At 64.9% G+C, this 12911-nt stretch carries 13 protein-coding genes; 1 reads left to right on the top strand and 12 read right to left on the bottom strand.

Features of this window, described 5'->3' with window-relative positions; genetic code table 11:
- Nucleotides 1–70: 70 nt before the first annotated feature.
- The 7 genes from NKH30_RS07240 to phnG form a co-directional block, all read right to left on the bottom strand.
- Nucleotides 71–688 carry a DapH/DapD/GlmU-related protein gene (locus NKH30_RS07240; RefSeq protein WP_352474087.1) on the bottom strand — a complete coding sequence of 206 codons (618 nt, stop codon included), beginning with the start codon at nt 686–688 and terminating at the stop codon, nt 71–73.
- Complete coding sequence (phnL, locus tag NKH30_RS07235; RefSeq protein ID WP_352474088.1) at nt 685–1392, bottom strand: phosphonate C-P lyase system protein PhnL; 708 nt, start codon at nt 1390–1392, stop codon at nt 685–687. The genes NKH30_RS07240 and phnL overlap by 4 nt, the downstream gene beginning before the upstream one ends.
- A gap of 175 nt (nt 1393–1567) precedes the next feature.
- Nucleotides 1568–2344 carry a phosphonate C-P lyase system protein PhnK gene (phnK, locus tag NKH30_RS07230; protein ID WP_352474089.1) on the bottom strand — a complete coding sequence of 259 codons (777 nt, stop codon included), beginning with the start codon at nt 2342–2344 and terminating at the stop codon, nt 1568–1570.
- Nucleotides 2341–3252 carry an alpha-D-ribose 1-methylphosphonate 5-phosphate C-P-lyase PhnJ gene (locus tag NKH30_RS07225; protein ID WP_352474090.1) on the bottom strand — a complete coding sequence of 304 codons (912 nt, stop codon included), beginning with the start codon at nt 3250–3252 and terminating at the stop codon, nt 2341–2343. The genes phnK and NKH30_RS07225 overlap by 4 nt, the downstream gene beginning before the upstream one ends.
- A complete protein-coding gene (locus NKH30_RS07220; protein WP_352474091.1) occupies nt 3249–4361 on the bottom strand; it encodes a carbon-phosphorus lyase complex subunit in 1113 nt (370 codons plus the stop codon). Before NKH30_RS07220 ends, NKH30_RS07225 begins: the two co-directional genes overlap by 4 nt.
- 1 nt (nt 4362) lies before the next feature.
- Complete coding sequence (phnH, locus tag NKH30_RS07215) at nt 4363–4971, bottom strand: phosphonate C-P lyase system protein PhnH (RefSeq protein ID WP_352474092.1); 609 nt, start codon at nt 4969–4971, stop codon at nt 4363–4365.
- Entirely contained in the window at nt 4971–5432 is a 462-nt protein-coding gene (gene phnG / locus NKH30_RS07210; protein WP_352474093.1) for a phosphonate C-P lyase system protein PhnG, read from the bottom strand. Before phnG ends, phnH begins: the two co-directional genes overlap by 1 nt.
- Before the next feature lie 134 nt (nt 5433–5566).
- Between phnG and phnF the strand changes: the two genes are divergently transcribed.
- The gene (gene phnF / locus NKH30_RS07205) at nt 5567–6310 is read left to right on the top strand and encodes a phosphonate metabolism transcriptional regulator PhnF (protein WP_352474094.1); all 744 of its coding nucleotides are present in this window, start codon (nt 5567–5569) and stop codon (nt 6308–6310) included.
- An 18-nt stretch (nt 6311–6328) separates the two neighbouring features.
- Here the strand turns inward: phnF and NKH30_RS07200 are convergent, their stop codons facing one another.
- The 5 genes from NKH30_RS07200 to NKH30_RS07180 all read right to left on the bottom strand — a co-directional run bounded on the left by NKH30_RS07200 (nt 6329) and on the right by NKH30_RS07180 (nt 12852).
- Complete coding sequence (locus tag NKH30_RS07200; protein WP_352767865.1) at nt 6329–7345, bottom strand: zinc-binding alcohol dehydrogenase family protein; 1017 nt, start codon at nt 7343–7345, stop codon at nt 6329–6331.
- A 70-nt stretch (nt 7346–7415) separates the two neighbouring features.
- Complete coding sequence (locus tag NKH30_RS07195; RefSeq protein WP_352767863.1) at nt 7416–8381, bottom strand: ABC transporter permease; 966 nt, start codon at nt 8379–8381, stop codon at nt 7416–7418.
- Nucleotides 8378–9931 (bottom strand): sugar ABC transporter ATP-binding protein, encoded by a 1554-nt coding sequence (locus tag NKH30_RS07190; RefSeq protein ID WP_352767861.1) that lies wholly within the window; start codon nt 9929–9931, stop codon nt 8378–8380. The genes NKH30_RS07195 and NKH30_RS07190 overlap by 4 nt, the downstream gene beginning before the upstream one ends.
- A gap of 104 nt (nt 9932–10035) precedes the next feature.
- Entirely contained in the window at nt 10036–11031 is a 996-nt protein-coding gene (locus NKH30_RS07185) for an ABC transporter substrate-binding protein (RefSeq protein ID WP_352994724.1), read from the bottom strand.
- 315 nt (nt 11032–11346) lie between these two features.
- The gene (locus NKH30_RS07180; protein WP_352994721.1) at nt 11347–12852 is read right to left on the bottom strand and encodes a UxaA family hydrolase; all 1506 of its coding nucleotides are present in this window, start codon (nt 12850–12852) and stop codon (nt 11347–11349) included.
- Between the last annotated feature and the right edge of the window lie 59 nt (nt 12853–12911).

The raw sequence follows: 12911 nt of genomic DNA, 5'->3' as shown, positions 1-12911 counted from the left end.
AACGGCTTCCCTGAGCCTCGAAACCTGTCCGCTGCCCCCATTCACATTCACCATTCACCATTCACGACCCTCAGCCGCCATATTTCTCCAGAAACGCCTCCGCCGACAATTCCCGAAAATCGTCGAGCGCGGCGCGCAGCCTTGCATGGTCCCAGTCCCACCAGGCGAGCGCCTGGTAGCGCTCCGCGGTGCGGCGGTCGAAGCGTTCGCGGATCGGCTTGGCCGGCACGCCGGCGACGACGGTGTAGGGCGCGACGTCCTTCGACACCACCGCGCCGGCACCGACCGCAGCGCCATCGCCGACGGTGACGCCGGGCAGGATGGTCGAGCCGTGGCCGAGCCAGGTGTCGTGGCCGATGGTGACGCGTTTGGCGCGGCGCTTGGCGAAGAATTCGCTCTCGTGCTCGGCGTCGTCCCAATAATCCGAGGCGCGATAGGTGAAATGGTGCAGCGTCGGCCGCCAGGTCGGATGGTTGGTAGCGTTGATGCGCACGCTTGCGGCGATGTTGGCGAATTTGCCGATCGTTGCGCACCAGACGCCGCAGTCCTGCATCATGTAGGAATAGTCGCCGAGCGTGCTTTCGGAAACCCGGCAGCGCTCGGCGATCTCGGTCCAGCGGCCAAGCGTCGAGTTCTCGACTTCCGCCGTCTCGTGGATCAGCGGCGCCTCCGACAGTTTCCTGGTCATGCGGCAATTTTTCCGGCGGCGAAGGCGGTCACGTCGATGATACGGTCGGCCACCGCCTCACGCACGTCGTGATCGTGGAAGATGCCGAGCAAAGCGACGCCCGCCGCCTTCTTGGTGGCGATCAGGGAAATCACCAAATCGCGGTTCCTGGCGTCGAGCGAAGCGGTCGGCTCGTCGAGCAGCAGGATCGGGTGCTCGGTGATGAAGCCGCGCGCGATGTTGACGCGCTGCTGTTCACCGCCGGAGAACGTCGCCGGCGGCAGCGCCCAGAGCTTTTCCGGCAGGTTGAGCTGCGCCAGCAAGGCACGTGCCTTGCCGTGCGCGACCTCGCGCTCCTCGCCGCGCTCGACCAGCGGTTCGGCCACGACATCGAGCGCAGGGACACGCGGCACGGTGCGCAGGAACTGGCTGACATAGCCGATGGTAAGCCGGCGCACGGCAAGCACGGTGCGCGGGCTGGCCGAGGCGAGATCGATGAGCCCGCCCTCGTGCTGGACGATGATCTGGCCTTCGTCGGCGGCATAATTGCCGTAGAGCATCTTCAGGATCGAGCTCTTGCCGGCGCCGGACGGGCCGCCGAGCACGGCGCATTCGCCGGCCCTGATCGCGAACGAGACACCAGCGACCACCGGCAGTTTGATGCCGTCGCGCAGATGCATGGTGAAGCTCTTCGCGACATCGGAGACAACGAGCGGGGTTGCCATCAGAGGGTTCTCCAATCGTCATTCGTCTGCGGGCCGGAGTACCCCCACCCGGACCTTCGGTCCGACCTCCCCACAAGGGGGAGGTAGGGCGCCGGCGTTTTACCCTCCCCCTTGTGGGGAGGGTCGCTGCGAAGCAGCGGGGTGGGGGTAGGTGCCAGGCAAATGCGTTCCATCGTCACACCTGCAGGATCGAGGAGACAAGCAACTGGGTATAGGGCGCGCGCGGATCGTCGAGGACGCGGTCCGTGAGGCCGCTTTCGACGACGCGGCCGTCCTTCATCACCATCATGCGCTGCGACAGCAGACGTGCCACTGCAAGGTCGTGGGTGACGACGATGGCCGCCAGGCCCAGATCGGTGACCAGGCCGCGCAACAGATCGAGCAGGCGCGCCTGCACCGAGACGTCGAGGCCGCCGGTTGGCTCGTCCATGAACACCAGCCGCGGCCCGGTGACGAGGTTGCGGGCGATCTGCAGGCGCTGGCGCATGCCTCCGGAAAAGGCGCGCGGCTCGTCGTCGATGCGGTCTTCGTCGATCTCGACACGAGACAACCAATCGACCGCCGTTTCGCGGATCCTGCCATAGTGACGGTCGCCGACCGCCATCAGCCGCTCGCCGACATTGGCGCCGGCCGACACCGTCATGCGCAGCCCGTCGGCCGGGTTCTGATGGACAAAACCCCAATCGGTGCGCATCAGGAAGCGGCGCTCGGCCTCGCTCATGCGGTAGAGTTCGCGAAACTGGCCGTCGCGCATCCGGTAGCTGGCGGTGCCGGAGCTCGGCAGCAGTCGAGTTGACAGGCAGTTGAGCAAAGTCGTCTTGCCGGAACCGGATTCGCCGACCACCGCCAGCACTTCGCCCGGCCAGAGGTCAAAAGTGACGTTCTCGCAGCCGACGCGCGAGCCGTAGAATTTGGACAGCGCCGAAACGCGCAGCAGCGGTTCGTCTGTCATTGCGCCGGCTCCGTTTTTTCTGGGGCAAGATGGGTCTCGGGCGCGAGATGGCCGCAGTGGCCTTCCGCGCGCCGCTTCTCGCAATGATCGGTATCGGAGCAGACGAACATGTGGCCGCCATGGTCGTCGAGGATGACCTCGTCGAGATAGACGTTCTCGGCCGCGCACAGCGCGCAGGGCTGGTCGAAGATCTGCACCTCGAACGGATGGTCCTCGAAATCGAGGCTGACCACATCGGTGAAGGGCGGCAGCGCGTAGATGCGCTTTTCGCGGCCGGCGCCGAACAATTGCAAAGCCGGCGAACGGTGCATCTTCGGATTGTCGAATTTCGGCGTCGGCGAGGGATCCATCACATAGCGGCCCTCAACCTTGACCGGGTAGGCGTAGGTGGTGGCGATGCGGCCGTGCCTGGCGATGTCCTCGTAGAGCTTCACATGCATAAGGCCGTATTCCTCCAGCGCATGCATTTTGCGCGTCTCCGTTTCCCGCGGCTCGAGGAAGCGCAGCGGCTCGGGGATCGGCACCTGGTAGACCAGCACCTGACCGGCACTCAGCGGATATTCAGGGATGCGGTGGCGGGTCTGGATGATGGTCGCCTTGGCCGTCTCGGTGGTGACGGCGACATTGGCGACCTTCTTGAAGAAGGCGCGGATCGAAACCGCATTGGTGGTGTCGTCGGCGCCCTGGTCAATGACCTTGAGCACATCGTCCGGGCCAATGATCGAAGCGGTGACCTGGACGCCGCCGGTGCCCCAGCCATAGGGCATCGGCATTTCGCGCGAGGCGAACGGCACCTGATAGCCGGGGATGGCGATGCCCTTGAGGATCGCCCGACGGATCATCCGCTTGGTCTGTTCGTCAAGATAGGCGAAGTTGTAGGTGGCGATGTCCGCTGGTTGTGCACTCATTCCGCTGCCTGCCTCTTTTCTTCGGCCTTGCCGGCATTTTCGCGGGCATCATGCTCGGCGCGCATGCGGCGCACGAGGTCGAGTTCGGCCTGGAAGTCGACATAATGCGGCAGCTTCAGATGCTCGACGAAGCCGGTCGCCTGGACATTGTCGGAATGCGAGATGACGAACTCCTCGTCCTGCGCGGCGGCGATGACATCCTCACCCAACTCCGAGGCGCGCAGCGCGCGGTCGCATAGCGCCATGGCCATCGCCTTGCGCTCGCTCTGGCCGAAGACGAGGCCGTAGCCGCGGGTGAATTGCGGCGGCGCCTTGGCCGAGCCCTTGAACTGGTTGACCATCTGGCATTCGGTGACGCGGATGCTGCCGAGCGGTACCGCAAAGGGCAGTTCCGGCACGTCCAGTTCCAGTTCGACCTCGCCGATGCGAACCTCGCCGACGAAGGGATGGTTGCGCGCGTAGCCGCGCTGGGTGGAATAGCCGAGCGCCAGCAGAAACCCCTCGTCGCCGCGCGACAGCGCCTGCAGGCGGATGTCACGCGCCATCGGGAATTCGAGCGGCTCGCGGGTGATGTCGCCGGGGACATGATCGCCGGGCATGTCGCCGTCGGGCTCGATCAGGCCTTCGCGGGCGAGGATGGCCGAGACGCGCGGCATCGCTTCCGCCTCGCCGGCACGCTGTTCCGGCTCGGCGACTTCGCCGCCGGCGGCAAGCTCGGGATCGAGCAGGCGGTGGGTGTAGTCGAAAGTCGGGCCGAGCAGCTGGCCGCCGGGCAGGTCCTTGTAGGTCGCCGACACCCGCCGCTCGACCAGCATCGTGCCGGTGTCGATCGCCCTGGTGTAGCCGAAACGCGGCAGCGTGGTGCGATAGGCGCGAACCAGGAAGATCGCCTCGATCATGTCGCCGCGCGCCTGGACGATGGCGAGTGCCGCCAATTCCCTGTCGTAGAGCGAACCTTCGCTCATCACCCGGTCGACGCCGAGCGCCAGCTGCTCGACGATCTGGTCGAGGCGAAGTGCGGGCACCGAACGATCGCCGCGCCGGCGGTCGGCGAGCAGTTTGTGGGCGTTGCGAATGGCCGCTTCGCCACCCTTTACCGCAACATACATGCTACGCCTCCATCATCTTGATGCGCGTCGTACGCGGCAGGCAGGCAACGCTGTCAGGGGTGGCGAGGACGATGTCGACACCGCGGGGAAAGCGCTGGTTGTCCTGCTTCCATTGCTCGACGAAATGGCGCGGCATTTGCGCCGGCGCGATCGTCGCCGTCGTCTCGATGCCCGGGCCTTCGAGCAGCAGCGCAGCGCCGGAGACAAGATCGCCGACCTCGAGGATCAGCGTCGTGGAGCGATCGGGATAATCCTGGGTGCCTTGCGAAAACCCGTCGAGCGCCATCATCTCGGCCGGCGTGGCGATCAGCGCGAAATGCGCGTCGGCCGGGGTGTTGGCCAGCGGCGCGCCGGTATGGAAGCCAAGCCAGGATTTCACCGCCGACACCTGCAAAGCCGGGTCAAGCCAGAGCGGCGTGTCGTTGTCGCACAGCGCCAGCGCAACGGCGCCGGCGGTGGCCGACAGCGGCGCCGGTGGGTGGGCAAGGGCCGGCAAGGGCTGGACGCTGCCCGGCCGCGCCATCGCGTCCATCACGGCACGGAATACGGTCTGCGCGTTGAATACCGGATCGGCAAAGCCGCCTTCGATCGCTTGGGTTACGATGTCCATCAGTCTTCTCCGCGTACCATGGTGAAGAAATCGACCTTGGTCGCCGCCGTCTCGGCGCGGCGCTGTTCACGCGCCTTGGCCAGTGCCGCCTGCAAGGGCGCAACGATCCCGATCTCGACCTCATTGCGGAGGGCCGGGTCCTGCCACAGCGCATCGGCGATTGCCGCCAGCCTTGCCTTCTGCTTGTCGCGGCCGAGCGCGTAGCAGTGGCCGACATGGCCGGACGCAAGCCGCACCGTGGCACGGGTGACCGTCGCCTCGCCGACATTGAAAGGGGCACCACCGCCGCCGATGCGGCCGCGTACCGTAACCAGGCCGGTTTCGGGGCCACGCAGAAGTTCCGCTTCGCAAGGCAGGCCGGTTTCGTCCCACAGGCGGACGATGTCTTCGCCGGCCGATTGCGCCAGCGTCGCCATCACGGCCTTGCGCTCGGCCTGCTCTCGCGCTTCCCGTCCTCGCATGGCCGTACTCCTCGTTTGCGTGAATTTATCTATTGATATAGACAACTATACAAATTATACTTGTTATTTAGCGCGTGTCCATGACGGGCACGTGACACGGGCCAAAAGATCGGCGCAAAGAATTGGGGCGGGAGATGATCGGACAAGCCAACCGCATCGAGCGGCGCAGCGGTGTCGCGCTGTGGCGGCAGATCGCCGACCAGATACTGCATTCGATCGCCGTCGGCGATTTTCCCGAGAATGCCGCGCTGCCGCCGGAGATCGCGTTGGCCGGACGCTATGGCGTCAACCGCCATACGGTGCGTAGCGCTATCGCAGCGCTGGTGCAGGAGGGCGTGCTCAGGGCGGAGCAGGGGCGCGGCACCTTCGTGCTGTCGCGCAGGCGGCTGTCTTATCCGATCGGCGCTCGCACCCGCTTTTCCGAGGGATTGCAAGGACAGGCGTCCGAGCGGCATATCACCTTGCTCGCGTCATCGGTCGAGCCGGCCAACCGTCGTGTCGCAGAGGGCTTAGGCCTTGCGACGGGCGCCGATGTGATACGCCTGGAAACGCGCGGCGAAGCCGATGGAATGCCGGTGTCCCGCGCTGCCGGCTGGTTCGATGCCAGGCGCTTTGCCGGCATCGATGCCGCCATGGCGGAAACCGGTTCGATCACCGCATCGCTGGCACGTTTCGGCATCGACGACTATCTCAGGCAATCGACCGTGCTGTCGGCGCGCCATGCCGATGCCGTCGACCTTGCGGACCTCGAGCTGCAGCCCGGCGCCATCGTGCTGGTGACGGTCGCCGTCAACGTCACGCCCGACGGTCAGCCGATACAGTTTTCGGAGTCGCGCTTCCCGGCCGAGCGGATCGAGCTCAAATTGTCGGCGCTCTGAGATACGGCAGCCCTGGCATCATCCGACCTGAATGACAGCCTTGATCAGGCCGGACTTCTCATGCGCCCAGCGGGCGAGGTCGTGCGGCGTCTCGCCAAGCGTGGTGCGGTGCGTCACCAGCTTTGCCAGCGGCAGCGCGCCGTTGCGGATCGAGGCGGCGACATGGTCGAAATCGGCACGCAGGGCGTTGCGGCTGCCGATCAGCATCATCTCGCGCTTGTGGAATTCGGGATCGGAAAAGGCGATGTCGTCCTTGACGACGCTGACCAGGACCAGCGCTCCGCCATGCGCGACATGAGCGAAGGCCGACTGCACCGACCGGGTGTTGCCGGTGGCATCGAAAACCACGTCGAAGCCGTCGCCGCCGGTTGCTTCCCGCACCAGGTCGGCAGCGGTGCCTCGCGAGCCGTCGAGCGTCGCGAAGCCGAGTTCGCTTTCGGCAAAGCCAAGCCGTTCAGCGCTCATGTCGAGCAGCGTCACATCGAGCCCGGCGATGCGGGCGAACAGCGCCGTGCCGAGCCCGATCGGGCCTGCGCCGATGACCAGCGTGCGCGCACCTGGATCAGCCAGCGAGCGCCGCACGGCATGGGCGCCGATCGCCAGGAATTCGACGGCGGCGGCATCGGCCAGCGACAGGCCGTTTGCCGGATAAAGATTTTGCGCCGGCACCAGGATCTGCTCGCACATCGCGCCGTCGCGGTGGACGCCGAGCACCTCGATCCTGACGCAGCAATTCGGCTTGCCTTGCCGGCAGGCGTTGCATTTGCCGCAGGCGAGATAGGGATTGACGATCACCGCTTCGCCGACGGCGAGATCGACGTCCTCGCCAACCTCGATCACGGTGCCGGAAACCTCGTGGCCCATGATGCGGGGATAGGCGAGGAACGGGTGCTTGCCTTCGAAGATGTGATAGTCGGTGCCGCAGATGCCGACATGGCTGACGGCGACCTGCGCCCAGCCGGCGGGGGGCGCGCCAGGCTCCGGACGATCTTCGAGGACAAGTTCGCCGGGCGAGCGGCAGACGACGGCTTTCATGCTTCAATCCAGTCGGTTCATGGCACCGCCGGCCCTGCTGTCGCGAGGCCGGCGGTTGTTGGGAGGCAGTCTATTTGCCGCGGCGGCGCAGCCCGTCGAAATAGACGATGACGATGATCAGCACGCCGGTGATGATGCGCTGCCAGAAGGCGTTGACGTTGAGCAGATTGGCGCCGTTGTTGATGGTGGCAAGGATGAAGGCGCCGAGCAGCGGTCCGTGCACGGAGCCGACAGCGCCGAACAGCGAGGTGCCGCCGATCACCGAGGAGGCGATCGCCTGCAATTCCCAGCCCTCGGCCTGCGTCGGATTGCCGATGCCGATGCGCGAGGCGAGCAGCACGCCGACGAAGGCCGCACACAGGCCCGACAGCGTGTAGGCCATGTAGATGGTGCGCTGGACGTTGACGCCTGACAGGCGCGACGCCTCGGCGTTGGAGCCGACCGAGAACAGATAGCGGCCCCAGCGGCTGTGGTGCAGGAAGATGTAGGCTGGGATGCCGACCAGGATCACCATCCAGAACAGATTGGGGACGCCGGCGAAGGAACTGCGCGAGAACGTCTGGAAGGCGTCGTTGTTGATCGAGATCGAGTTGCCGTTGGTCATCAACAGACCGATGCCGCGCAGCGAGGTCAGCGTTGCCAGGGTGATGATGAAGGGCGGCAGGCCCATCTTGACGATGCCGAACCCATGGAACATGCCGATGGCGACGCCGACCAGTAAGGTGATCAGGATGGCGAGGAAAACCGGTATGCCGGCGTTGATCAGCATCGCGACGATGACGGTGGCGAAGCCGACCACGGCGCCGACGGAAAGGTCGATGCCGCCGGTGATGATGACGAAGGTCTGGCCGACCGCCAGGATGGCGATCATCGACCCTTGCCGCAACAGGTTCGAGATGTTGTTGGCCGAGGCGAAGCTCGGCGTCGCCACCGACAGGATGATCCATAAAAGAACCAGCAGCGCCAGCAGTGTCAGCCCGAACAGGGCGTTGTAGTTGCGTTTCGGCCTTTCGGCAGCGATCGCCTCGGTGCTCATGTCCGTCCTCCCGGTTTTTCTTGTTTCTCGGCCAGCGCCTGGGTGAGGATCTCCTCGTGGTCAGCGGTACGAAAGCCGTGCGTGGCCACCAGCTTGCCGCGCCGGAACACGTGCAGCGTGTCGGCCAGTTCATAAACCTCGGGCAGGTAGGACGAGATCAGGATGATGCCGGCTCCCTTGGACAACAGCGCGCCGAACAGGCGGTAGATCTCGGCCTTGGTGCCGACGTCGACGCCGACAGTCGGCTCGTCGAAGATGAATAGCTTGGCGCCATGGGCGAGCCATTTGCCGATGACGATCTTCTGCTGGTTACCGCCGGACAGGCTGGAGGCCAGCGCGCCGCGCGTCGGCGTCTTGATGCGCAGGTCGGCGATCTGGCGATCGGCTTGCGCCTTTTCCTGCGCGCGGGAGATCAGCAGATTGCTCGAGATGCGCTTGTAGATCGGCAGATTGAGGTTGAGTCCGACCGGCAGGTTGAGGCAGAGGCCCTGGTCGCGGCGGCTTTCCGGGGCCAGCGCCATGCCGAGCCTGATCGCGTCATGTTCGGAATTGACCTTGACCTCCTTGCCCTCCCAGAGGATCTGGCCGGCCGATTTGCGGTGCCGGCCATAGAGCGTGGTGACGAACTCGCTGCGCCCGGCGCCGATCAGGCCGTAAAGGCCGACGATCTCGCCGGCGCGGACGGACATCGAGACATTTTCGAAACCCTTGCCGGACAGGTTCCTGGTTTCGACGATGGTCGCGCCGGGGGTGAAATGCTCCTTGTGGTAGACCTGCTCGATCGAGCGGTTGATCATCATCTTGACCAGCTCGGCGTCATTGGTCTCGGCAATATTCCTGGTGCCGACCAGCGTGCCGTCGCGCAGCACCGAGACGCGGTCGGCGAGCTCGAACACTTCTTCCATGCGATGGCTGATGTAGATGATGGTGACGCCTTCGCCCTTCAGCCGGCGGATCAGCGTGAACAGCTGGTCGGCCTCCTTGCGGGTAAGATAGGCGGTCGGCTCGTCGAAGATCAGGAATTTAGTGCCGCGCACTGTGGCGCGGGCGGCGGCGATCAACTGCTGCTGGCCGATGGTCAGGTCACCCAGCATGACATGCGCCGGCAGGTCGAAGCCGAGATCGTCGATGATCTTCTGCGCCTGCCTGACCATCGCCCGCTGCTGCAGGATGCCGAAGCGGGAATCCTCCTCGCCGAGGAACATGTTCGCGGCGACGGTGAGATGGCGGCACAGGACGACTTCCTGATGCACGGCATTGATGCCGAGCGCCATCGCCTCATGCGGCGTTGCCAATGCGGCAGGCTTGCCCTCCCAGATGACGTCGCCGGAGGTGCGCGGCATGACGCCGGTCAGAAGCTTGATCAGGGTGGATTTGCCGGCGCCGTTCTCGCCGACGATGGCGTGGATCTCGCCGGCCTTGAAGGCGAGATCGACCGGCTTCAGCGCATGGGTGCCGGGATAGCGCTTTTCCAGCCCGCGGAGTTCGAGGATGGTCCTGCCCGGTTCCAGCGTTGGGGCCGGATGGAGTTCCTGCGCCGTCGACATCATGACAGTCCTCCCAGATTGGCCCCCAAAGATTGGCCTCGCGATTGGCACGAGTGGGATGTTTCCGGGGCGAAAAGGCCCCGGAAACAGTTCACTTGAGGCTATGCTCAGTCGAGCTTCGGGTTGAGCAGCGCGTCGATCTTCGGATCCTTCATGTTGGCCATGGTGACCAAATTGGCGCCCGTGTCGACATTGGCCTCGACCTTCTCGCCCTTCGAGGCGGCGAGCGCCGTCTTGATGCCGTCATAGCCCATCCGGTACGGATCCTGGACGACGAGAGCCGAAATGACGCCGTCGTTGAGGAACTTGATCAGCTTCTCGTCGCTGTCGAAACCGACCAGCCCGACCTTGCCGGCAAGACTGTTCTCGGCGATCGCCTGGCCGACGCCCTGCGCCATGATCAGGTTGGAGGCGAAGATGCCCTTGAGGTTGGGGTTGGCGGTGATCAGGTCGGTGGCGATGTTGAGGCCGGTGGTGGCCTGGCCGTCGGCGTATTTGTCGGCGACCAGCTTGAGGCCCGGATATTTGGCAGCGAGCTGTTCCTTAAAACCCTGGGCGCGCTGTTCGAGCGAGCCGGCGCCCGGAAGAGCGGTGATCAGGGCGACGTCGCCCTCGACCTTGCCGCCATTGGCTTCGCCGATGGCTGCGGCAAGGCCGTCAGCGGCAACGCGGCCGCCCTGGATGTTGTCGGTGGTCAGGAACGAGGTGAAGGCCTTGGAGTCGGCGCCAGAGTCGATACCGATGATCTTGACCTTGGTGGCGGCCTCGTCGATCGGCTTGCCGAGCGCCTTGGCTTCGGTCGGCGCAATGACGACGGCCGCCGGGTTGCCGGCGACGGCATTTTCAAGGATCGAGATCTGGCCGTTGACGTCGGTCTCGGCCTGGGCGCCAAGCTCCGGCACGTTGACGCCGAGGTCCTTGCCGGCCTTGCGGGCTCCCGCCAGAACGATCTGCCAGTAGAAGGACGTGGTGTCCTTGACGATGATCGGAATGGTCGCGTCGGCCGCGGATGCCGGGGCCGAGTGCATCACGCCGGCAAGCATCGAGGCGGCTGCGAGTGCCACGAAGGCGCGGCGATTGAGAATGCTGGTCACGAATTTCATTAGGAGTCCTCCCTAAGTCGCCCGGTGAATGTTACGGAAGCTCCATTCGGATGGCGCGGCCCAAACGGAACTTTATCAATAAAAAACATTTACCGCATTTTGATAGTGCATCACCTCGGTCGGCGCAAGCGATGTTTGATGGCCGCTCGAATGGCTGGGCGGGAAAGCTTGCTCCCTCGGAACTCCGCTGCCAATCTCCTCCAATATGTCACATGGAATATTAATTCCATCATACAGTCAATATGGAATGTTCATTCTTTTTCGGGGTGTACGAACTGTGACACCTGGCAATCACGTCAGGTGTTTGCGACCGGCTTAGAGCGTCGCTCCGAGGTGCCACGGCACGAACTCGTTGTCGCCGTAGCCGAACTCTTCGCTCTTGGTCTTGCGGCCCGAAGCCGTCTCGACGATCAGTTCGAAGATCTCGCGGCCCATGCCGGCGATGGTCTTTTCGCCCGAGGCAATGACGCCGCAATTCACGTCCATGTCCTCCTCCATCGTGTGATACATGGTCGAGTTGCTGGCGACCTTGATCGACGGCGTCGGCCGGCAGCCGAAGCAGGAGCCGCGGCCTGTGGTGAAGACGATGACGTTGGCGCCGCCCGCCACCTGGCCGGTGGCCGAGACCGGGTCGTAGCCGGGCGTGTCCATGAACACCAGCCCGTGCCCGGTGACCTTTTCGGCATAGCCGAAGACGCCGTTGAGCGGCGTCTGGCCGCCCTTGGCGACCGCGCCGAGCGACTTTTCCAGGATGGTGGTCAGGCCGCCGCGCTTGTTACCCGGTGAGGGATTGTTGTCGATCGATGCGCCATGCTTGGCGACGTGGTCTTCCCACCATTTCACATAACCGTCGAGCTTGGCGGCGATCTCGGGGGTTGCGGCGCGATAAGCGAGCAGGTGCTCGGCGCCGTAGATCTCCGTCGTCTCGGAGAGGATGCCGACACCGCCGACGCCGGCCAAAATGTCGACCGCGGCACCCAGCGCCGGATTGGCGGTGATGCCGGACATGCCGTCGGAGCCGCCGCATTGCAGGCCGACGACGATCTCGCTGACCGGGATCGGCTCACGCTGAAGCTTGCCGACCTCCTCGGCGATCTCGGCCAGCACGACCAGCGCCTTCTCGACCGATTTGCGCGAGCCGCCGGCTTCCTGGATGTTGAAATGACGTTTTCCCGCGGCAACGCCCTTCTGGCCGTAGAGGGTGAGCTGGTTGACCTCGCAGCCGAGCCCGACCATCAGCACACCACCAAAATTCGGATGACGGGCGTAGCCGGCCAGCGTGCGGTGTAGCACCATCATGCCGTCGCCGGTGGCGCTCATGCCGCAGCCCTGGCCGTGGACGATCGGGACGAAGCCGTCAATGCCGGGATATTGCGGCAGAAGGGTGCGGTTCGCGGCGTCGGCGATGGCATGGCAGACGGTGGCCGAGCAATTGACGCTGGCGAGAATGCCGACGAAGTTGCGCGTGCCGGCGCGGCCGTCGGCGCGGCGGTAGCCCATGAAGGTGCGGGCGCGGTCGGCCTCGGTCGCATGCACTGCCTCGCTCGGCGGCACCACCGGCAAACGCCCGCTTTCGAAGACCAGATTGTGCGAATGGACATGCTCGCCGGGCGCGATGTTTTGCGTGGCGCGGCCGATCGCCTGGGCGTATTTGACCACGGCCTCGCCGGCCGCAATCCGCTTGATCGCCACTTTGTGGCCCGGCTCGATCACTGCGGCGGCGACGGCGCCGCCCGGCAGCACGGTGCCGATCTCGATGCGGCCATTGGCGACCGCGACATTGTCGGCGGGAGACAGAAGAATGCTGTTTGCGGCGTTCACGGGAGCTTCCTGGGTGTGTTCCTGGGTGCGCGAACGGATTGACACGCGGCTCTTAACAT

Source organism: Mesorhizobium sp. M1273, from assembly GCF_040318195.1.
GTDB lineage: Bacteria > Pseudomonadota > Alphaproteobacteria > Rhizobiales > Rhizobiaceae > Mesorhizobium.
Note: the sequence above shows the minus strand (reverse complement) of the source record. Positions and strands in the feature narration are given on the sequence as shown.